19 protein-coding genes are annotated in these 21,076 nt (G+C 39.8%); 10 read left to right on the top strand and 9 right to left on the bottom strand.

Translation table 11 applies throughout. From position 1 onward, the window contains the following. Positions 1-231: 231 nt before the first annotated feature. From RM545_RS16805 to RM545_RS16815, 3 genes are all read left to right on the top strand, one after another. A complete protein-coding gene (locus RM545_RS16805) occupies positions 232-366 on the top strand; it encodes a hypothetical protein (RefSeq protein ID WP_311496446.1) in 135 nt (44 codons plus the stop codon). Between the two features lie 84 nt (positions 367-450). Beyond that, entirely contained in the window at positions 451-774 is a 324-nt protein-coding gene (locus RM545_RS16810) for an EF-hand domain-containing protein (protein ID WP_311496447.1), read from the top strand. 194 nt (positions 775-968) lie between these two features. Further along, a complete protein-coding gene (locus RM545_RS16815; RefSeq protein ID WP_311496448.1) occupies positions 969-1,979 on the top strand; it encodes a 3-oxoacyl-ACP synthase III family protein in 1,011 nt (336 codons plus the stop codon). 47 nt (positions 1,980-2,026) lie between these two features. Here RM545_RS16815 and RM545_RS16820 read toward each other — a convergent pair whose 3' ends face one another. The 3 genes from RM545_RS16820 to RM545_RS16830 form a co-directional block, all read right to left on the bottom strand. Next, positions 2,027-2,221 (bottom strand): hypothetical protein, encoded by a 195-nt coding sequence (locus RM545_RS16820; RefSeq protein WP_311496449.1) that lies wholly within the window; start codon positions 2,219-2,221, stop codon positions 2,027-2,029. Beyond that, positions 2,214-2,459 carry a putative signal transducing protein gene (locus tag RM545_RS16825; RefSeq protein ID WP_311496450.1) on the bottom strand — a complete coding sequence of 82 codons (246 nt, stop codon included), beginning with the start codon at positions 2,457-2,459 and terminating at the stop codon, positions 2,214-2,216. Before RM545_RS16825 ends, RM545_RS16820 begins: the two co-directional genes overlap by 8 nt. Before the next feature lie 75 nt (positions 2,460-2,534). Beyond that, positions 2,535-3,260 (bottom strand): hypothetical protein, encoded by a 726-nt coding sequence (locus tag RM545_RS16830; RefSeq protein WP_311496451.1) that lies wholly within the window; start codon positions 3,258-3,260, stop codon positions 2,535-2,537. Positions 3,261-3,602: 342 nt separating this feature from the next. Between RM545_RS16830 and RM545_RS16835 the strand changes: the two genes are divergently transcribed. Further along, on the top strand, positions 3,603-4,184 hold the full coding sequence (locus RM545_RS16835; RefSeq protein ID WP_311496452.1) for a DUF4136 domain-containing protein: 582 nt from the start codon (positions 3,603-3,605) through the stop codon (positions 4,182-4,184). Between the two features lie 72 nt (positions 4,185-4,256). Here the strand turns inward: RM545_RS16835 and pheT are convergent, their stop codons facing one another. Beyond that, a complete protein-coding gene (pheT, locus tag RM545_RS16840) occupies positions 4,257-6,683 on the bottom strand; it encodes a phenylalanine--tRNA ligase subunit beta (RefSeq protein ID WP_311496453.1) in 2,427 nt (808 codons plus the stop codon). A 351-nt stretch (positions 6,684-7,034) separates the two neighbouring features. Then, positions 7,035-9,134, bottom strand: coding sequence for an ATP-dependent DNA helicase RecG (gene recG, locus RM545_RS16845; RefSeq protein ID WP_311496454.1), 2,100 nt, complete (start codon positions 9,132-9,134; stop codon positions 7,035-7,037). A 144-nt stretch (positions 9,135-9,278) separates the two neighbouring features. Between recG and RM545_RS16850 the strand changes: the two genes are divergently transcribed. The 3 genes from RM545_RS16850 to RM545_RS16860 are packed head-to-tail and all read left to right on the top strand — an operon-like array spanning position 9,279 to position 13,222. Further along, a complete protein-coding gene (locus RM545_RS16850; RefSeq protein WP_311496455.1) occupies positions 9,279-11,396 on the top strand; it encodes a M1 family metallopeptidase in 2,118 nt (705 codons plus the stop codon). Further along, positions 11,397-12,299, top strand: a complete 903-nt coding sequence (locus RM545_RS16855; RefSeq protein WP_311496456.1) for a patatin-like phospholipase family protein — start codon at positions 11,397-11,399, stop codon at positions 12,297-12,299. Next, positions 12,299-13,222 carry a patatin-like phospholipase family protein gene (locus RM545_RS16860; RefSeq protein WP_311496457.1) on the top strand — a complete coding sequence of 308 codons (924 nt, stop codon included), beginning with the start codon at positions 12,299-12,301 and terminating at the stop codon, positions 13,220-13,222. The genes RM545_RS16855 and RM545_RS16860 overlap by 1 nt, the downstream gene beginning before the upstream one ends. On the opposite strand, the gene RM545_RS16865 is transcribed toward RM545_RS16860, so the two are convergent. The 4 genes from RM545_RS16865 to RM545_RS16880 are packed head-to-tail and all read right to left on the bottom strand — an operon-like array spanning position 13,219 to position 17,279. Next, entirely contained in the window at positions 13,219-13,737 is a 519-nt protein-coding gene (locus RM545_RS16865; protein WP_311496458.1) for a DUF7935 family protein, read from the bottom strand. The genes RM545_RS16860 and RM545_RS16865 overlap by 4 nt on opposite strands. A gap of 57 nt (positions 13,738-13,794) precedes the next feature. Beyond that, positions 13,795-15,441, bottom strand: coding sequence for an FMN-binding glutamate synthase family protein (locus RM545_RS16870; protein WP_311496459.1), 1,647 nt, complete (start codon positions 15,439-15,441; stop codon positions 13,795-13,797). Positions 15,442-15,443: 2 nt separating this feature from the next. Next, positions 15,444-16,721, bottom strand: a complete 1,278-nt coding sequence (locus RM545_RS16875; protein ID WP_311496460.1) for an amidohydrolase — start codon at positions 16,719-16,721, stop codon at positions 15,444-15,446. Between the two features lie 9 nt (positions 16,722-16,730). Then, entirely contained in the window at positions 16,731-17,279 is a 549-nt protein-coding gene (locus RM545_RS16880) for a DsrE family protein (RefSeq protein WP_311496461.1), read from the bottom strand. Positions 17,280-17,471: 192 nt separating this feature from the next. Between RM545_RS16880 and RM545_RS16885 the strand changes: the two genes are divergently transcribed. The 3 genes from RM545_RS16885 (at position 17,472) to RM545_RS16895 (ending at position 20,740) form a co-directional block, all read left to right on the top strand. Continuing rightward, entirely contained in the window at positions 17,472-19,790 is a 2,319-nt protein-coding gene (locus RM545_RS16885) for an ATP-dependent helicase (RefSeq protein WP_311496462.1), read from the top strand. Between the two features lie 70 nt (positions 19,791-19,860). After that, positions 19,861-20,070: a hypervirulence associated TUDOR domain-containing protein gene (locus RM545_RS16890; RefSeq protein ID WP_311496463.1), complete on the top strand. Its 210-nt coding sequence runs from the start codon at positions 19,861-19,863 to the stop codon at positions 20,068-20,070. Positions 20,071-20,119: 49 nt separating this feature from the next. Further along, positions 20,120-20,740, top strand: coding sequence for an L-threonylcarbamoyladenylate synthase (locus RM545_RS16895; protein WP_311496464.1), 621 nt, complete (start codon positions 20,120-20,122; stop codon positions 20,738-20,740). Positions 20,741-21,076: the final 336 nt, after the last annotated feature.

A 21,076-nucleotide genomic window follows, 5' to 3' on the forward strand; every position in this document is an offset into this window, starting at 1 on the left:
AGGTACAAGAGGTATTTGTAAGAATTGGTTTATTGGTTAGGTTGTGAAAAGCGCATTCTCTTTTTGAGATTTGCGCTTTTCTATTTTATAGAGACTTCCTTTCTGTTTTAAGTAGTGTTATTATAGTCGTAAAAAAGGCAGTTTCGGTTGTTAAATTCTGATAAATTGCTTTATAACAGAGGCTTGTGTTTTTATATTCGTCCTAAGTTTAACCATTAAAAAAAATATATTATGAAGATGCAAACTTTAAGTATACTTGGTGCATTTTTGTTCCTAAGCACAGTGGCTGTTGGACAAAATACCGGGTATGATGATTACGATGGCAACATGGATGGAACTATAGATCGCACTGAGTTTGACGATTAGTACAACAACACCTACGCCACCTGGGACCAAAACAATGATGACAATGTTGATGAACGTGAATTCTATGAAAACACGTACAGAAATGTGGATCGAGACAGGGATAATCAAATTTCTGAAGATGAGTGGAATGAAGGTTATGACAACATGTACGGTGACTATATGGAATCCAGGAACTATGATGACTACGACACCAATCGGGATGGAAACCTGACCAGTGATGAATATCAGGAGAGTTTTAGAGACTCAGACTTTTATAGCAGTTACGACACAAACCGTGATGGAAATGTAAACCAGGATGAACTTAATGCAGGAGTTTACAGTTATATGGACCGTAACAGGGATGGCTCTTTAGATCAAAATGAGTACGACTCCTATGGTTCATACTACAACACTGCTGGTGATATGTAGAAATCTTGTCTATTTAAGATAAATTGAAAAAGCTCGCATAGCGGGCTTTTTCTTTTTCCTGCCTGTAGGCTTTTACCTGTAAAACTTTACAGGAAACATTCCCGAAAACGTAATGTTTCTTATATTGCATACCTAATTTTTGCTGAAATGCTTAAATTGAAGTTGAATAATAAACAAAACTGAAAATTCAGAATATGTATCAGTCCAAAATTGCGGGTTTAGGAAGTTACGTGCCGGAGAATGTGGTGACCAATGATGATCTTTCGAAGCTCATGGATACCAACGACGAGTGGATTCAGGAGAGAACAGGAATAAAGAAGCGGCGACATATAAAGAAGGGAGATGGCAACTCCACTGCAATAATGGGAGTAAAAGCTGCTAAAATTGCCTTGGAAAGAGCAGAAATTTCTAAAGATGATATTGACCTTATTGTTTTCGCTACCTTAAGTCCAGATTACTATTTCCCGGGTTGCGGCGTGCAAGTGCAGGAAATGCTTGATATAAAAACCTGTCCCGCCCTGGATGTCAGGAACCAGTGCAGTGGTTTTATCTATGCTATCTCGGTAGCAGACCAGTTCATTAAGACCGGGATGTACAAAAACGTACTGGTAATTGGGAGTGAAAACCATAGCGGAGGGCTGGATATGACAACCCGCGGCCGGTCTGTTTCGGTTATTTTTGGAGATGGGGCAGGAGCAGCGGTACTTACACGAAGCGATCATAACAGTCAGGGAATTTTATCCACCCATCTACATTCTGAAGGGAAGCATGCGCTGGAACTTTCTTTAAGAGGCCCAAGCACCAACCACTGGGTGCCGGAAATAATTGCTGAAAATCCGCAGGGAGATGATATTCCTTATTATCCGTATATGAACGGGCAATTTGTTTTCAAAAATGCCGTAGTCCGTTTTTCGGAAGTAATCATGGAAGGGCTAACAGCAAATGGACTGGAGGTAAAAGATATCGATATGCTCATTCCGCACCAGGCAAATCTGCGGATTTCACAGTTTATTCAACAGAAATTTAAACTGAAGGATGATCAGGTTTATAATAATATTCAGAAGTACGGAAACACAACAGCCGCATCAATTCCAATAGCTTTAACTGAAGCCTGGGAAGAAGGGAAAGTAAAAGAAGGTGATGTTGTGGTACTCGCTGCTTTTGGGAGTGGGTTTACATGGGCAAGTGCGGTATTGCAGTGGTAAGAAGCAAGGTCCTGTAGTTTTTTTCTAATCCTGTAGGACTTTTTGGTTTAGGTGCGATTGTAATATTTATAAAGGTCGTAGATACCAAAGGCAATAAAACCTATGGCGAGAACCATTCCCAGGGTGTCTTCTTCAGGGGAGTTTATGGTGTAGTAGAGCCTGTAACTTCCATAGCCTATAAAAACAAGCCCTAAAACCAGTTGCCAGGTATTACGTTTCCTTTCCGGCTGGTTGCTATTCATCTTTAAAATCCTTCGGAAAAGTTTCCCTGGCTATTTTCAAGGCTTCATCGTAATGATCTTTAACAACAAAAAGAAGAACCTGGCCCGGCAATCCTCCACCAAAACCTGCTCTTAAGCCTGAATCAAAGTCGTTTCTCACCCGGGAAGAAATTCCTTCCTTTTCAAATAACTCCTGTAAGTATTGAACATTGGTTTCAGCACCCGTATAGACGTGTTCATAGCTTTGGTCGGTATCCATAAATTTATTGTTTTGAAGAACTAAAATACAAATATCAACGCTTGCAAACAGGGGCTTTATGCAGAGTTTAACGTTCTAAGCATTGTAATACTTGCTGTTCCAGATTTCGGAACTAAAATTTTTCCCCTTTTTAATTCCGAAGAAAATCGCAAGACCTGCAACCCATTTAAACATAAAAAAGAAGATCATAAAAAACTCGGCTGTAGTCTGCCGGGGGGAGAACATTCCATCCGGCACCAGTAAAGCAAGCAAAAAGCTGCTAATAATCAGGACCAAAGCAAAATTTTCAAATGTCCTGAAGGGCCACATAAAGATTTTGCGAAACGGACTTAGATCATTTCCCCATTTATGGATCAAATAGTAGTAATCATTTCCCATTGGCGCCATAAGTAAAGGGTCATCTGCATTCTTAAGTTTAAAAAGTTTAGAAGGAGCAAGTATTTTAAACCCTTTTAAGGAGGTGTCATGCTGTTGCTCCAAACGTTTTATTTCGGAAATCGCCTCGTGCGGAATATTACCCTTGAAATATTTTGTACTTAGAAACCGTAGCCGGTATATCACACAAATTTTTTCAATATCTGAGATATGGAATATCCTGTTGCTTTCCAGATGATCAAAATTGAAGATATTTCTATATGCTGAAGATCCATCCTTCAGCGCTTCCAGGATTACATCATTTTGATTTTCAGCAGCTTTAAGAATATCCTGAACCTGTTGCAGAATTTTTTCTTCAGAAACTCTTTTGCTGCGGGAACGTAAAAGTTGTTTTTGGATATTGGTGTGTGAGAGGTTCAGCTTCATTAATCGTTTCTTTAGCATCCAGCACTAAATTAGGTATTTAACTCCTAAAATCCCAAACAAAATTTTTTATACAAACGTTAATAATCTTTTTTACAACAAGAGAGGTCATAAAAGCTTAAAAAAGTTGAAGGTACATCGGGTCATAATAGAACGACGATAATTGCCATTTTCAGCACCTGCCCTGACCTGATCAATAAAGACTACTATTTCTTTTAAGGCAAATTAAGAATTGTTTATTCTTTCAGGACTTTTCCTGTTAAACTTATTTAAAAGTGCCTGAAAGCCTTTATTTTTCAGCTCATAAGGACTAATTTAACATTTCCAAAAAGAAAAACAGTTACTATGAAAAATTTAAACTCTTATCTTTTGATTTTGCTGGCAACTTTAACGCTTGCAGCATGTGGTTCCGGAAGTGGGCCTTCAAAGGATAATGCGAAAAAGTTAAAAGCATATGATTCTTATGCCTATTTGCCAAATAAAGATACAATCAAAAGCCGTAAGCTCGATAATGAGGAAATTCAGGAGAACATTATAGAGACCATAAACATGCATATGCAGGAAGAAGGGTACGTTTTGGATATAGGCCAGCCTGATGTCCTCATTTATGTTCATTCTATGTTTGATGAAAATATCGCAGGCATTTCAAACCCAGTATATACCAGCTATTCTTATTACCGTCCGGGGCATTTCATTGGTTCTTATTACGAACCTTACACTTATGAAAACTATTATACGATCCAGAGAATAACCGGAAGTGATGCAAAGCAGATTCCTTATGCGGAAAGGTCTATTGTGATTGATTTTATAGACAGGAGAACTAATGAAATCTTATGGCGTGCTACAAGTTCTGAAGAAATTGGAACGCGCAGAATGGAAAGTGATATCCAGGAATATATAGACGAAATTTTCAAAGATTTCCCATAGTAGGGAATTAATATGTCAAAAAAAACCGTGTAAAATACTTTACACGGTTTTTTGCTTTAAGCTATTACTATTTTATCTCAATTCAGCATGAAGATCTTTTTCAAATCTTTGCTGAAGTTTACTCATAATCTTGTCCACCTGCTTATCTGTAAGCGTCTTATTTTCATCCTGAAACATAAAACTTACGGCATAACTTTTTTTGCCTTCCGGAAGATTACTTCCCTGGTAAACATCAAATAAATTTACAGTTTTCAGGAATTTCTTTTCTGTTTGTATTGCGATGGACTGGATATCTTCATATTTAACAGACTCGTCCAATAATAGCGCGAAATCCCTTCTTACCGCCGGAAACCTCGGAATTGCAGTGAAGTTGATTTTTTGCATTTTTACCAATTCTATTACAGCATCCCAGTTAAAATCGGCAAAAAGCACTTCCTGATCAATATCAAAATGCTTTAAAATCGACTTTCTAACCACCCCAAATTCTACCAGAGTGGCTTTCTTGGAACTCATCGCAACCCCTTCAGAAAACACATCAGATTTAGCTGATCCAGCTTTAAGGTTTGTAATTCCCAGGCGGTTCAGGATCGATTCCGCAACTCCTTTCAGATAGAAGAAATTCCCTCTATTCTCCTGTAAGTTCCATCCTTCCGGATTTCGATTTCCAGATACAAAAACAGACAAATGTTTATCTTCCACGCGGCCGCTTACGTAATTGTGGTAAGTCTTTCCGAATTCAAAAAGCTTTAAATCACCGTGGCGGCGGTTAATATTGTAATTCACCGTTTCAAGTCCGGAAAATAACAAAGACTGACGCATCACGCTAAGGTCCTGGCTAAGCGGATTAAGCATGTTCACGCTATGTTCCTCTTTTAATTGTTCGCTTAGCTTAATATAAGCAGGACTGGTAAGGGAGTTCGCCATAGTTTCGTGAAATCCCTGGCCTGTTAATTGGTTGGCGATAATATTCTGCAACTTATAATCTTCATACTTTGAAGAGTTCGCAACAGAAATTTTCAGTTTTTCGCCGAATTTAATGTTGTTATAACCGTAAACCCGAAGGATTTCCTCGATAACGTCAGATTCCCTTTGCACATCTACCCTGTACGAAGGAATAGTAAGTCCCATTCCAGTTTCGGTAACATTATTAACTCTAATTTCCAGGGAAGCCAGAATAGATTTTATCGTCTCTTCCTGAAGGTTTTCACCAATAAGTTTGTTTACCTTTTCAAAGGTTAAGAACACCTGAAAATCTTCAATTTTCTTTGGATAAATATCATCAATATCACTGGTAATTTTCCCGCCGGCAATTTCTTTGATCAGCAGTGCAGCACGTTTTATGGCATATTCAGCAATGCCTGGGTCTATACCACGTTCGTACCTAAAGGAAGCATCGGTGTTAAGTCCGTGTCTTTTTGCGGTTTTCCTTACGCTAACCGAATTAAAGTAAGCACTTTCCAGGAAAATATTATTGGTATTTGCAGAAACCCCGCTTCCCAGTCCGCCAAACACGCCGGCAATGGCAAGAGGTTTTTCGGCGTCGCAAATCATTAAATCTTCTTCGTGAAGCTCTCTCTCCACTTCATCTAAAGTGGTGAATTTTGTGCCTTTTTCGAGCGTTTGTACCTTTATCTCCCTTCCTGCAATTTTATCTGCATCAAAAGCGTGCAGCGGTTGTCCCAATTCGTGCATCACGTAGTTTGTCGCATCTACCACGTTGTTCTTAGGGCCAATACCAATTGCCTTTAAACGATTTTTCAGCCATGAGGGTGAAGGCTCGATTTTTAAGCCTGAAATGCTTACGCCGCAATATCTTGGTGCAAGGCTGGAATCTTCTATATGTATCGGAATTTTAAGGCTTCGGTTATCTACATGAAAACTACTTACCGAAGGGGTAATCAATTCCAGGTTTTTACCCTGTTGCTTGTAGCCGGCTTTTAAATCCCGCGCCACACCCCAGTGGCTCATGGCATCTGCCCGGTTTGGGGTAAGACCAATTTCAAAAACATGATCGTTTTCAATATTAAAAATCTCGGCAACTGGTGTTCCGGGAACCAATTCGTTGTCCATTACCATGATCCCTTCATGGCTGCCGCCCAGTCCAATTTCTTTTTCTGAACAGATCATCCCGTGGCTCGCTTCTCCGCGTATTTTCCCTTTTTTAATTGTCCATTCCTCTCCCTTTTCATCATAAAGCGTAGTCCCAATTGTTGCCACCGGAACTTTTTGTCCGGCTGCAATATTAGGGGCGCCACAAACTATTTGTACATTCTCACCATTTCCCAGGTCTACGGTGGTAAGGTTCAACCTGTCGGCATTGGGATGTGGGTTGCAGGTTAGCACGTGACCAACCACTACTCCTTCCAGTCCGCCTTTGATGCTTTGGAAAGAAGTAATTCCTTCTACTTCAAGCCCCAGGTCTGTTAATAAATCTCCGGTTTCAGTCGGATTTTCAGGGAGTTTTATGAATTGCTTTAGCCAGTTATAAGAAATTTTCATCGGGTTCTGTTTTCAGGCAGCAAAGATAGTACTACGATTGATTTTAGCATAAATTATAAGTAATTTTTGAAGTGCTTCAAAAATTAGAAGACCACTTTGTATTTATCTTTTTTGCTAAACAATTTTGAAACGTTATTTTTTAAATCAGTTTCCTGCCTCTCTTCTCTCTCCTCATTTAAAAGCGATGCTTCGAAAATGTCAATTATCGACCTGTAGTTTCACCACAAATCCACCAATAATTTCTAATACCCGCAGAAAAATGAACTTTTCATTTCCTCTTGTTTCCTGCCTCTTGTCTCATAATTCCTGCTTCCTGCTTCTTTCTTATTTGAGCACAGCACTCTAATAGTGCTAGCTTATATAATTCCAGATATTCTTATGCTTTACGAGTTGGGCATAGGTAAATTTTAAAACAGCATTTTTTTCTGAAGCCAAATCGGGATCTTCTTTAAGTATTTGCAGTGCATGATATCGGGCGGTTTTAAGAATGTCGTTATCTTTTACAATATCTGCAATTTTTAAATTGAGGACGCCGCTTTGCTGGGTCCCCATCATATCTCCAGGGCCGCGGAGTTTCAGGTCCACTTCGGCAATTTCGAATCCGTCGTTGGTGCTTACCATAGTTTGTAACCGGGTTTTGCTGTCGTTGGAAAGTTTATGCCCGGTCATAAGGATACAAAAACTTTGTTCGGCACCACGGCCAACTCGTCCGCGTAACTGGTGCAATTGCGAAAGTCCAAAACGTTCTGCACTTTCAATAATCATCATGCTGGCATTCGGCACGTTTACGCCGACTTCAATCACCGTGGTGGCTACCATTATTTGCGTTTCGCCGCGTACAAACCTGTCCATTTCATAATCTTTATCTGCCGGTTTCATTTGTCCGTGGACAATCGAAATCTGATTATCAGGAAACTCTCTTGCAATACTTTCGTAGCCATCCATAAGATCCTTATAATCCATTTTTTCAGATTCCTGGATCAGCGGATAAACGATATAAACCTGTCTCCCTTTCTGGATTTCTTCTTTTATAAACCGAAAAACTTTCAGGCGGTTACTGTCATAACGGTGCACGGTTTTTATCGGCTTTCGTCCCGGTGGCAATTCATCTATAACCGAAATATCGAGATCGCCATAAAGGCTCATCGCGAGGGTTCTTGGAATTGGAGTCGCAGTCATCACTAGGATATGTGGAGGCAACGTATTCTTTTTCCACAATTTCGCCCTTTGAGCAACTCCAAACCTATGTTGCTCATCAATAATGGCAAGGCCAAGATTCTTAAATTTTACTTTATCTTCAAGCAGGGCGTGCGTACCAATCAGGATGTCTATTTCCCCATTTTCCAGCTTTTCGTGAATTTCCCTTCTCTTCTTTGTTTTTGTGGAACCGGTTAAAAGGTAGATGCTAACATTTAATTCGCTGCACAATTCTTTTAAACCCTGGTAATGCTGAATAGACAATATTTCTGTCGGCGCCATTAAGCAGGCCTGGAAATTATTGTCCAACGCAATCAGCATCGCCATTAAAGCAACAATGGTTTTTCCCGATCCCACGTCGCCCTGTAACAACCGGTTCATTTGTGCGCCGCTGCCAAGGTCACTGCGTATTTCTTTGATCACCCGTTTTTGAGCGTTAGTAAGTTCAAAAGGAAGATGCTCCTTGTAGAAATCACCGAAATTTTCACCAATCTGATCAAAAACAAATCCCTTTATCTTCTTTTTCTGAAGCATGTTCTTAATGAGCAGCTGCAACTGAATATAAAACAACTCTTCAAATTTTAACCGGAATTGTGCTTTTGCCAGCAGTTCCTGGCTCTTCGGAAAATGTACATTAAACATCGCTTCAGCTTTGGGAATAAGTTTTAGTTCCTCCCGAATTTCAGTTGTAAGCGTATCGTAAAATTTTCCGTTGGTTTCTGCGAAGAGTTGCTGCATGATCTTATTGATCACCCTGTTGCTAACACCTTTTTTCGCCAGCAATTCCGTAGAAGGATAAACAGGTTGCATCGCTGTGCGCAGCTGTTTTTTGTACTCTTCAACCAGTTCCATCTCCGGGTGAGGCATACTAAACATGCCATTAAACCAGTTGGTTTTTCCGAAGATTACGTAAGGCGTATTGATTTTCAGGTTTTCCCGAATCCATTTGTGTCCCCTGAACCAAACCAGTTCCATCTTGCCGGTATCATCAACAAAATCTGCCACGAGACGTTTTCCACGTTTCTGTTCCACGGTTTTAAGGTGGGTGATCTTGCCAACGATTTGCACTTCTGAAGAAGTCCGTTCAAGCTGGGCAGTCTTGTAAAACCTGGTTTTGTCGAGATAACGATTCGGAAAAAAATTAAGAAGATCCTGATACGTGTGAATGCCGAGCTCCTTCCGCAGTAAATCGGCTCGACCGGGACCTACTCCTTTCAGGTAGTCGATTGGCGTTTGGAGAATGTTCGGATTCATAGAAACGAAGATATTAAATCCAGATAAAATTGTACGACCAGATGTGTACCTGATTTCCCGGGCACGAAAATTGCCATTTTTGAAGTATCACCGGTTTCAGGCCTTCATATTTTTGTAAATTTAAATTTTATTGTAACCTTCAGCATGAAAAAGATTTTCCAAAGCCTGTTTTTATTGATTTTTATAACAGGAATTGCCCAAAATTCAGATTTTACAGATCAACTTCAGCATGTTGACTTCAAAAACGTCAATGCAAGTGTTTCTATTCTTCCGGAAGAGGAAAAAGTAACAGGGGAAGTCGAATATTTGTTCGAAATTCTTCAATTTACAGATTCAATCTTCATCGATGCTCATAATATGGATTTTGAAGAGGTAATGCTGAATGGAAAAAAAGCTGAATTCAGCAATAGTGGCAGGGGACTATGGATAAAAGGCAATTTTCGACCTTCCGAAGGCAATAAACTCACGCTTAAGTATTCGGCAACCCCAAACCAGACAATGTACTTCATTAATTGGGATGCACCAGAGGCTGTAAATGCGCCACGGCAGGTCTGGACGCAGGGGCAGGGAAAATATACTTCGCACTGGTTGCCCAGTTTTGATGACATGCAGGAAAAGGCAATTTTCGACCTGCAGTTTAGGTTTAGGCCAGGCTATGAAATTATTGCAAACGGAGTGCTTCAGGAAAGAAAAGTTTTAAATGATTCTGTTGTACAATGGAGCTTCGATATGGAGCAGCCGATGAGCAGTTATCTGGTGGCCGTTGCAGCGGGGAATTATAAAAAAGAGGAAAAAGTAAGTGCTTCCGGGGTAAAAATGCTGCTTTATTATGAACCTGAAGATTCCTTGAAAGTAGAACCAACTTACCGCTATTCTAAAGAGATATTTGATTTCCTGGAACAGGAAATTGGGGTGGATTATCCCTGGCAGAATTATAAGCAGGTGCCGGTTCAGGATTTTTTATATGCTGGAATGGAGAATACAGGAACCACTATATTTTCGAACGTTTTTGTGGTGGATTCTACAGGTTTTAACGACCGCAATTATGTAAATGTAAATGCGCATGAGCTGGCGCACCAGTGGTTTGGAAATCTTGTTACCGAAAAAGGGAGCAAAGATCACTGGCTGCATGAAGGTTTTGCAACTTTTTATGCGTTGCTGGCCGAGAAGGAAATATTTGGGGAGGATTATTATTACTGGAAGCTATATGAAAGTGCAGAGCAACTAAAAGATATGAGCGATACCGGCAAGGGGGAAGCAATTTTAAATCCCAAAGCGAGTTCACTAACTTTTTATCAGAAAGGCGCGTGGGCACTGCATATTTTACGCGAAAGAGTAGGGGAAGAGGCATTTAGAGCGGCGGTAAAAAACTATCTGGACGTCTACAGTTATGGTACGGTTACCACTGATAATTTTATTGCTGAAGTCGAAAAAACCTCGGGTCAGGATCTTTCCGGTTTTATAGATAACTGGCTAAAACAGTCGGCTTTTAAAGCAACTGATGCTTTAAATTCACTGAAGAAATCCCAGTTTATCACCGATTATCTTGCCATTGCAGGCTTGCGGGAAGTTCCGTTAAGTCAGAAATTTGCCAATTTAAATGCTGCACTGGATTTTCCGGTTAACGATTATATTGGTCAGGAAGTGGTGTTTCAACTGGCCGGGAATACTTCAGAAGAAGCTATAATGCTTTACGAAAAAGCCTTTGAAACGAACAATTTGTATGTAAGGCAGGCGATAGCAATGAGTATGGATGAAATTCCGACGGAATTAAAATCAGATTATGAATCGCTTTTGAAAGATGATTCTTACCTCACCAAAGAAACCGCGCTTTACAATTTGTGGATGCAATTTCCTGAAAATCGCAATGCTTACCTGGAAAGGACCGGGGGGATAACGGGTTTTATGGATAAAAATGTTGAAACCTTATGGCTGGCTTTAAATTTAGCAACTCCAAATTTTCAACCGAAAAAGAACCAGGAAATTTTTGAGGAACTAAGCAGTTATACTTCTCCTTATTATCACTTCGGGACGCGGCAAAATGCCTTCGGCTACCTTTATCAGCTTAATGCATTTACAGATAAGAACCTGAAAGATCTGCTGCAGGGAACGCAGCATCATACTTCAAGTTTCCGGAATTATTCTAAAAGATTGCTGGAAGAACTTTTAAAGCAAGAGGAATACCGGAAAAAATTTAGGTCTTTAGCTGAAGAAGTTCCGGAGAAGCAACAGGAATTTTTACAGACAAAATTAAGCGATTAGATGAAGGCACTGGTAATTTCAGGAGGAGGTAGTAAAGGCGCTTTTGCAGGTGGTGTGGCGCAATATCTTATAAAAGAACTGGACCGGGATTACGATCTTTACCTTGGTACTTCTACCGGGAGCCTGCTTATTTCTCACCTGGCACTCAATAAAACCGAAAAGATTCAGGATGTTTTTACTTCAGTAAAACAGTCAGATATTTTTAGCAACCGACCTTTTCTGATTAAAAGAAAACACGGATTTGATCAGATTAGTATCAATCATTTTAATGTATTCCGGAACCTCCTGAAGGGCAGAAAAACCTTCGGCGAAAGTAAAAACCTCAGGAAACTGATCGAAAAAACACTTTCTCCTGAAGAGTTTGAAAAGCTGAAGCAAAGCGCAAAGGACATTGTTGTGACGGTTTCAAATTTATCGCTTAACGACGTGGAATATAAGTCCATCAAAGATTTTAGCTACGAAGACTTTTGCGACTGGATCTGGATTTCTGGTAATTATACCCCGTTTATGAGCTTAGTGCAAAAGGAAGGCTGCGAATATGCCGATGGTGGTTTGGGATCTATGGTTCCTATAGAAGAAGCAATTAAACGTGGCGCGACAGAAATTGATGCTATTATCCTGCAGACCGAAGTAAATTATTTAAACCGCATGCCTTCAATGAATGTCTTTTCTTTAATAACAACTTTATTTCAGTTTATGCTGGACAGGATCGAACATCAGAATATTAAAATCGGGAAATTTGCCGCAGCGAATAAAGATGTGATCATTAATTTCTATTATACACCAACAGTATTGACTACCAATTCCCTTATTTTTGATGAGAAGAAAATGAAGGTCTGGTGGAAGAGTGGCTATGACTATGCGAAATTGAAGAATGAAGAAGTTAATCAAATTGAAATTTAATGCGGGCACTTGTAATTTCGGGAGGTGGTAGTAAGGGAGCTTTTGCGGGTGGAGTAGCACAATATCTTATAGAAGAAGAGAAAAAGAAATACGATCTTTACCTGGGAACTTCTACGGGAAGTCTCTTAATTCCTCATCTCGCCGATGGTAATATTGAAAAGGTCCATGAAATTTATACCAATGTAAATCAGCATAAAATTTTCAGCGTCAATCCTTTTATCGTCAAGAAAAAAGATGGCCGCGAATATATTACTATTAACTATTTCAACATGTTCTGGCAATTCATTAAACGAAAACGGACGTTTGGTGAGAGCAAAAATCTGAAGAAGCACATCAGAATTCATTTTACTGAAGAAAATTTTGAATCTCTGAGATCGAAAGTTAAAGATGTTGTGGTGACCGTTTCCAATCTCTCCAAAAACCGGGTGGAATATAAATCTATTCATGACTTTTCTTATGATGATTTTTGTGACTGGATTTGGATAAGCTGTAATTATATTCCTTTTATGAGCCTTGCGACAAAGGACGACTGCGAGTATGCAGATGGCGGCCTGGGCTGCGTTGTTCCCATTCGGGAAGCTGTAAAACGTGGTGCCAAGGAAATCGATGCAGTTATTCTGGAAGCCGAAAATATGGAGTACAATAAAGTGTTGGGGAAAAATCCTTTTTCTTTAATGATGAACCTTTTCGGATTTTTGCTGGACCAGGTGGAGTACCATGATATTATTGAAGGAAAACTTGCTGCACTTAACAAGCAGGTAAAGCTGAATATTTACTACACGCCTACAAAACTAACGGAAAATTCTCTCGTTTTTAATAAGAAAGCAATGACGGAGTGGTGGCAGCAGGGGTTTGAATATGCAAAGGCCAGAAATGAGGAGAAAAAGAAATCAAGAGGATTCTTTAGTCGGTTCTCTTTTTAAATAATCCTTCTAACTTCCTTTTTAATAAAAGCCAGAGCCGCATCTGTTGGGGCTTGTTTTTCAATAAGTGACGTAAGAATCCCCTCTCTTAATTTATCTGCATTTTTTACTTCTTCTCTCGAAGCAGCTTTCCGTATTAAACCTATTGTGGCATTTTTTGCTGTTTTAATATAGTCCCAACAATCTGCTGTCACATAGATTTGTTGTGCCAGGTTATGTTCAAATTCCTGTTCTATAGTATTGATCAGCAAATTGGCATATGCATTGGGATCGTCATTTACAGGTTTTATCCTGAACAGAATCTTTCCCGGGGAAATTCGTTCCAAAAATAATGTCATTCGCTCATAAGCCTGCAGTTTTATGGGAAGCGCCGTCTTTTGATTCTCCCGGTGCAGCAGAAATCTTCTTCTGGATTCTTCGTTTTTGGAATTAGTATGAAAGAAATAAAAAGCAACGGCACCTACGATAATAGCAGGAAGAATGCTGAAAAGAAGCTGAGTAAGATCTTCAGTCATATAAAATATTCTAGTCTTAGTTAGTTAAAACCCGAAAGCTGCCAAAAGTAACTAAAATCAGGCTTTATCTTCTGTCTTAGTTCGATCATTCTTATCATAAACCGAAGTTTTTTCAGTTTCAGCTTCTTTTGTGGTTACTTCTTTCGACTTTTCTTTTCCGCCTAAATACGGTGAATCTACGTGCTCCTGAACAGAGGTGAAATCGACTTTGCTCTTTTGATAACAAAAAGTATCCTCTAAGGTGGCAACAAGGGTTTTGTCACTTAGATTTATTTGTACATCACTCATGTCTATCTGGCATGGGTGTTCGTAACCACAGGCATGGGTAATCTCCAGCAATTCTTTCCTGAATTTTGTGAAATAATAATTCACCCTCTCAGATTTATCTTTAATATTAATTCCGGACTGGAGCCATTTATTCTGAGTAGCAACACCGCTGGGACAGGTGTTATTGTGGCATACCTGGGCCTGAATGCAGCCAATACTCAGCATTGCTTCCCGGGCAACGCTTACACAATCTGCACCCAATGCCATGGCCATAGCGGCTTTTGCCGGAAATCCGAGTTTCCCACTGGCAATAAATACTATCCTGTCTGTAATTCCCTGTTTTAAAAATACTTTATACACTTCAGAAAATGCATAGATAAAAGGAAGGGAAACATGATCTGCAAAACTTGGAGGAGCCGCTCCTGTACCGCCTTCGCCACCATCAATACTAATAAAATCGGGTCCGGTTCCTGTCTCCTGCATAATATCTGCAAGTTCTTCCCATTGTTTAAGTTGCCCTACGGCAGACTTAATTCCTACAGGTAGCCCTGTGGCTTCTGCTATTTTTTCAATAAAATCTACAAGTTCTTCTGTATTTCCAAAGGCAGTATGGTTTGGTGGGGAAAGTACATCCTTACCTACTGGAATATGCCTTATATCAGCAATTTCCTGGGTTATTTTTGATGCAGGTAAAACACCGCCTTTTCCGGGTTTTGCTCCCTGGGACAGTTTTATTTCGATAGCCCTGATCTGCGGATTTTCGTCTACGAGTGCCACAAGTTTTTCAAGACAAAAATTCCCATCGTCATCCCTTACACCAAAATATGCCGTGCCAATCTGGTAGACCACATCTGCTCCCGTTTTATGGTAGTTAGAGAGTCCGCCTTCTCCGGTGTTATGAAAAGCTGCTGCCTTTTTACATCCGCGGTTTAGAGATTCTATTGCCCTGGCAGAGAGTGAGCCGAAGCTCATTGCAGAAACATTAATAATTGAAGCAGGGCGAAAAGGCCGCCTTCTTTGGTGATAAAGTCCCATTACTTTTGCGCAGGCAATAAAATTTGGATCTTTATGATTGTGATGGTTTTTTTCCAGGCGGTAAGGCATCATGGCATTATTTACAAAAATGTAATGATTTCCATAAATGTCTCTGTCTGTCCCGAAACCTTCATAATTATTTTCGTTCTTGGAGGAGGCATAGATCCAGCCGCGTTCCCCGCGGTTAAATGGGAGTTCTTCCCTGTTGCTGGCGACAATGTACTGTCGAAGCTCCGGACCAATACTCTCTAAGAAATACCTAAGGTTACCCACTACCGGAAAGTTATGTTTTATAATATGGGTTTTGTTAAAAAAAACATCTTTTATAGCTACTAAAACCAGGAAAATCAATATCCAACCCCACCAGCTAATTGATCCTAAAAAATCTAAAATTCCATTCATCATCATTCATTTAAATAATCCAACGCCAATTGTGACATAGCCCTCACGCCCAATAGTAACCCGCTTTCATCTATAAAAAAGTCAGGAGTATGATGAGGTGCAGGCTCCTCGGAATTTAATGGTTTTCCTCCAAGAAAAAAATATAATCCGGGAACCTTTTCCTGAAAAAATGAAAAATCTTCACCTCCGGTAGTTGCTTTCACCAGTTTTACATTTTCACTTCCGGCAATGTCCTGAAGCGTGGGGAGCATTTCTTTAGTTAATTCAGGATCGTTGTAGGTGATAGAAGTTTTATTTTCAATCTTAATCGTAGCTTTCGCATTATAAGCTTCAGCAATAGCAGGCACCATTTCCTTCATTCTTCTTAAAATAAGTTCTTTCATCGCGGGATCCAGTGTCCTAACCGTCCCAATCATTTCCACCGATTCGGGGATAATATTGAAACGGACTCCCCCGGAAATTTTTCCGACGGTGATTACCGCGGCGGCATCTGTTAATTTTGCTTCCCGGCTAATAATGGTTTGCAGTCCGTCAATTATTTTTGCTGAAATCATTACCGGGTCAATTCCGGACCAGGGTTGGGAACCATGCGTTTGTTCTCCTTTTACATTAATTACAAAACGTTCCACTGCGGCCATAGTTCCTTCAGGTTTATAAGTAATGGTGCCAACAGGAACTTCAGAATCTATATGTAAACCAAAAATTGCATCAACATCAGGATTTGTGAGCACACCTTCTTTTATCATTAACGCCGCTCCACCTTCTTCTCCCGGAGGCGGACCTTCCTCGGCAGGCTGAAAAATAAACTTAACCGTACCGTTGATCTTGTCTTTATGATTCGATAAAACTTCAGCAACGCCCATAAGAATCGCGGTATGTGTATCGTGACCGCAGGCATGCATTACACCTGTTTCAGCACCTAAAAAATCTGTGGTAACTTCAGATTTAAAAGGGAGATTATTTCTTTCTGTTACAGGCAGGGCATCAATATCTGCACGAAGAGCCACTGTTTTTCCTTCACCTTTGCCTTTTAAGATTCCTACTACCCCGGTTTTTCCGACTTCAGTTTGTACCTCCATTCCAAGTCGTTCCAGATGAGCTGCTATTTTTTCAGCGGTCTTAAACTCCCGGTTAGAAAGTTCGGGGTTTTGATGAAAGTCCCTCCTCCATTCGATTACTTTGTCTTCGATTTCTTCAATTTGCTGTTCCATTTGTATATCAGATTGGGCAAATAACCCGAAGCCAGTAACTAGAAACGCTAAGAATAATTTGTACTTCATGTTGCAGGTTTAATTAAAATTGATGAGGTGGTAGCCTTCATTTTGTAACTGCATTAGGGCTGTCATTGCCGAAAGGGCAAATTTCACGTCCTGGTGAACATCATGTTGTTTTATGTCACGATACACCGCAGTTTGACCACATAAGATGATTTCCACCCCTTCTTGTGCCAGTGCAGATAAAAGGGCTACGTTGGTATTAACAATATTATTGGCAGTTGCAGTCCTACGCAGGTAAGCTTCCGTATTAAGAACATCATTGGCGGCAGCCCCGTGAACTACCAGCGCAATCTTGAGATTATTTGGATTTGCTCCTGCATTATAGTGCATATTGAGAAAGCGAGCAGCCGCTACAAAAATTTCATTTGGCTCTTGTTGATTCTCTGAAGGTCTGCTCACATCAAAAACTACTTTTAGCAGCGCGAGAGTATCGGTTTTAAATTCAGCAAAAGGTATTTCATAACTGTCTCCGTATTCTTCTATAAGTCGTTTTTGTGCCAGTTCCTGGGCAAAAAAAAGTTGAGATAGAAAAATGGCAATTATCAGCATATAGTTCTTCATGATACAGCAATTTTTCTGTTCTGTAATATCTCCACTTGGAAATGCCGATAAAAGGCACCCATTTATCTAAAGATATTCAAAATATAGAACTGCTCATAATTATTCATATAGCTTTTATTTATAAGAAGGGACTTCCTGTTTTTGTAAACGTGCTTTTTTGGTTAAATTCACGTTTTAAAAGAAGAAGGAAAAGTGGAATCTTATTTAGCTGAATTAAACGAAGCGCAGCGTGCGCCGGTATTGCAAAAAGACGGTGCAATGATCGTTATTGCGGGTGCAGGATCAGGAAAAACGCGGGTGCTTACCTATAGAATTGCCTACCTGATGAGCCAGGGAGTGGATCCTTTTAATATACTGTCGCTTACCTTTACCAATAAGGCGGCACGGGAAATGAAAAACCGTATTTCCAAAATTGTTGGTAGTAGCGAAGCAAAGAATTTATGGATGGGGACTTTTCACTCCATTTTTGCTAAAATTCTACGTTTTGAAGCGGACAAATTAGGTTATCCTTCAAATTTTACCATTTACGATACGCAGGACTCTCAGAGTGTTATAAGGGCAGTTATTAAAGATATGCGCCTGGATAAGGATGTTTATAAATATAAACAGGTCTATAACAGGATATCTTCTTTTAAGAATAGCCTGATTACCGTAAAAGCATATTTTCAGAATCCTGAATTACAGGAAGCAGATGCCATGTCCAAAAAACCCAGGATGGGGGAAATTTATCAGGCTTATGTGGAAAGGTGTTTTAAGGCCGGCGCTATGGATTTTGATGATTTACTGCTGAAAACAAACGAATTACTGAATCGTTTTCCTGAAGTGCTGCACAAATATCAGAGCAGGTTTAGGTATATTTTGGTGGATGAGTACCAGGATACCAACCATTCTCAATATTTGATTGTAAAGGCGCTTTCAGATAAATTTCAGAATATTTGTGTGGTGGGTGATGATGCACAGAGTATTTATGCATTTCGGGGAGCAAACATTAATAATATCCTCAATTTTCAGAAGGATTACGAAAATGTGGAAATGTACAGGCTGGAGCAAAATTACCGCTCTACAAAGAACATTGTTAATGCTGCCAACTCAATAATTGACAAAAATAAGACCAAGCTTGAAAAAGTTGTATGGACGGCTAATGATGATGGTCCCAAAATCGTCGTGAACCGTCTGCTTACCGATGGGGAAGAAGGACGTTTTGTGGCAAGTTCTATTTTTGAAACCAAAATGCAGAATCAGTTATCCAATGGAGATTTTGCAATTCTCTATAGGACTAATGCGCAGAGCAGGGCCATGGAAGATGCACTGCGGAAGCGGGACATTCCTTACAGAATTTACGGCGGACTTTCATTTTATCAGCGGAAGGAGATAAAGGATATTCTTTCTTATTTAAGGTTGCTTATTAATCCCAAAGATGAAGAAGCGCTAAAAAGGATTATTAATTTTCCCGCACGTGGAATAGGACAAACAACAATGGACCGGCTAAGTATAGCTGCAAATCAATATGGCAAATCAATTTTTGAGGTAATAGAAAATCTGGATCACCTGGATCTGAAGATCAATAAAAGTACACGAAATAAGCTGGAGAATTTCGTGAATATGATTAAAAGCTTTACAATCCTGAGTGAAAATGCAGATGCTTTTGTGGTTGCAGATACGGTTACCAAGAAAACAGGACTCGTTCAGGAAATGAAAAAGGACGGTACTCCGGAAGGTGTCGCCAGGATTGAAAATATAGAAGAACTTTTAAACGGAATCAGAGATTTTGTGGAGGAGCAAAAGGAATTGGCAGATTCTTCCGGTTCTTTAGCAGAATTTCTGGAGGATGTAGCATTGGCGACAGATATGGACAAGGATACTTCAGATGAAGACCGCGTAGCGCTTATGACGATTCACCTTGCCAAAGGACTTGAATTTCCCTATGTCTATATTGTTGGCCTGGAGGAGGATTTATTCCCTTCAGCAATGAGTATGAATACCAGAAGCGAACTTGAAGAGGAGCGTCGTTTATTCTACGTAGCCCTCACCCGTGCAGAAACCCAGGCATACTTAACGTATACACAGTCCCGTTATCGTTGGGGTAAACTTGTAGATGCGGAAGCCAGCAGGTTTATTGAAGAAATAGACGATCAATTTCTGGATTATCTTGTTCCGCAGGATGATTACAAATACAAGCCGCTTATCGATACCGATATCTTTGGAGAAGTAGACAAGAGTAAACTAAGGCAAACAAAACCAAAGAAGGGAACCCCACCGCCGGCACATAAACCAACCGAACAGCAGCTTCAAAAGCTGCGGAAATTGAAACCGGCTGCATTGGAACCGGCAAAAGCTACTAAAACAGTAAACCTGGCGGAAGGGAATGAAGTGGAGCACATGCGCTTTGGTAAAGGAACCGTGCTGAAAATAGAAGGAGCGGGACAGGATCAAAAAGCCGAGATTGATTTTGAGCATGGAGGGATCAAAAATTTACTCCTCCGTTTTGCGAAACTAAAGGTTTTGTCTTAGTAGTTTTTCAGTTAAACTTCTGTTATAGAGACTTTTTTTCTATTCATTCTTTTTATCTTCAAAAGAAAAAATGATAAGAGAAGGAAGCAAGGTCTCCTGGAAATGGGGAAATGGAACAGCAGAAGGAAAAGTGGTTTCTACTTTTACAGAGAAGGTGACCAAAACCATTGATGGAAGTAAAATTACCAGGAATGGGGAAGAAGGTAATAAAGCATTGTATATTGAACAGGAAGATGGGAGCAAGGTTTTAAAACTTGAAAAGGAGGTAGAAAAAATGTAAATTTTACCAGGAACCGGAAAGAGAAAAACTAATAATAAAAATTGGATCTATGGCGGAATTACTAAGAATATACAATGAAAATCCTGAAGCAAATAAAATAAAAAAGGTGGTAGATACTTTAAGAAATGGGGGATTAGTAATTTACCCCACAGATACCGTCTACGGTTTGGGATGTGATATTACAAATACTGCAGCACTTGAGAAAATTGCGCAGATAAAGGGGGTAAAATTAGATAAGGCTAATTTCTCATTTATTTGTGAGGATCTAAGCAATCTTTCAGATTACGTAAAGCAAATAGACACCGCTACATTCAAAATTTTGAAAAGATGTCTGCCCGGACCTTATACTTTTGTCCTCCCCGGGAACAATAACCTTCCAAATGTCTTTAAGAAAAAGAAAACCGTCGGGATTAGAGTACCAGACAATAACATATGCAAGGCTTTAGTATCGGGATTAGGCAATCCTATTGTATCCACTTCGATAAAAGACGATGATGAAGTCCTGGAATATACCACAGATCCTGAACTTATAAAAGAAAAATGGGATCATCTTGTAGATATAGTAATTGATGGGGGCTTCGGCAATAATATTCCTTCCACGGTTATTGATTTAACTACGGCAACTCCGGAGGTTATACGGGAAGGAAAAGGGAGTATAGAGATCATGTAAAATCCTCTTGGAGATAACTAAATTTCAAAAAAAATAAAGCCTTCTGATAAGAGTCAGAAGGGTTTATTTTTAGACGATTTTTGATGTCCTACTTTTTTCAGTTATTGTACTACAATATTTTCAACAACAGAAACAAAAGCTTCGTGAACTTCATCCTGAGTTAAAATATGACCTTGCTTTTGTACATTTTGGGCAAGTTCATAGCCGAGCGTGCTGCTTCCAGTCTTTGGAGAGGCGAGCCGTGGTGATCTGGGCTGTCAAAGCCACAATCTTATATTTGGAATAAAAGATTAAAATCCCTTCAACTCTTTTCAAGTTTGTAAGTGGCGCCTCTTT

Origin of the sequence: Autumnicola lenta, from assembly GCF_031846515.1 — a bacterium.
Taxonomy (GTDB): Bacteria; Bacteroidota; Bacteroidia; order Flavobacteriales; family Flavobacteriaceae; genus Autumnicola; species Autumnicola lenta.

Excerpts from the sequence above, each read along its gene's own strand:
- RM545_RS16815 (WP_311496448.1), top strand. The coding sequence starts at position 969 with ATGTATCAGTCCAAAATTGCGGGTTTAGGAAGTTACGTGCCGGAGAAT.
- RM545_RS16835 (WP_311496452.1), top strand. The coding sequence starts at position 3,603 with ATGAAAAATTTAAACTCTTATCTTTTGATTTTGCTGGCAACTTTAACG.
- RM545_RS16850 (WP_311496455.1), top strand. The coding sequence starts at position 9,279 with ATGAAAAAGATTTTCCAAAGCCTGTTTTTATTGATTTTTATAACAGGA.
- RM545_RS16865 (WP_311496458.1), bottom strand. The coding sequence starts at position 13,737 with ATGACTGAAGATCTTACTCAGCTTCTTTTCAGCATTCTTCCTGCTATT.
- recG (WP_311496454.1), bottom strand. The coding sequence starts at position 9,134 with ATGAATCCGAACATTCTCCAAACGCCAATCGACTACCTGAAAGGAGTA.
- RM545_RS16895 (WP_311496464.1), top strand. The coding sequence starts at position 20,120 with ATGGCGGAATTACTAAGAATATACAATGAAAATCCTGAAGCAAATAAA.
- RM545_RS16825 (WP_311496450.1), bottom strand. The coding sequence starts at position 2,459 with ATGGATACCGACCAAAGCTATGAACACGTCTATACGGGTGCTGAAACC.
- RM545_RS16870 (WP_311496459.1), bottom strand. The coding sequence starts at position 15,441 with ATGAATGGAATTTTAGATTTTTTAGGATCAATTAGCTGGTGGGGTTGG.
- RM545_RS16860 (WP_311496457.1), top strand. The coding sequence starts at position 12,299 with ATGCGGGCACTTGTAATTTCGGGAGGTGGTAGTAAGGGAGCTTTTGCG.
- RM545_RS16890 (WP_311496463.1), top strand. The coding sequence starts at position 19,861 with ATGATAAGAGAAGGAAGCAAGGTCTCCTGGAAATGGGGAAATGGAACA.
- RM545_RS16830 (WP_311496451.1), bottom strand. The coding sequence starts at position 3,260 with ATGAAGCTGAACCTCTCACACACCAATATCCAAAAACAACTTTTACGT.
- RM545_RS16855 (WP_311496456.1), top strand. The coding sequence starts at position 11,397 with ATGAAGGCACTGGTAATTTCAGGAGGAGGTAGTAAAGGCGCTTTTGCA.
- RM545_RS16805 (WP_311496446.1), top strand. The coding sequence starts at position 232 with ATGAAGATGCAAACTTTAAGTATACTTGGTGCATTTTTGTTCCTAAGC.
- pheT (WP_311496453.1), bottom strand. The coding sequence starts at position 6,683 with ATGAAAATTTCTTATAACTGGCTAAAGCAATTCATAAAACTCCCTGAA.
- RM545_RS16875 (WP_311496460.1), bottom strand. The coding sequence starts at position 16,721 with ATGAAGTACAAATTATTCTTAGCGTTTCTAGTTACTGGCTTCGGGTTA.
- RM545_RS16880 (WP_311496461.1), bottom strand. The coding sequence starts at position 17,279 with ATGAAGAACTATATGCTGATAATTGCCATTTTTCTATCTCAACTTTTT.
- RM545_RS16820 (WP_311496449.1), bottom strand. The coding sequence starts at position 2,221 with ATGAATAGCAACCAGCCGGAAAGGAAACGTAATACCTGGCAACTGGTT.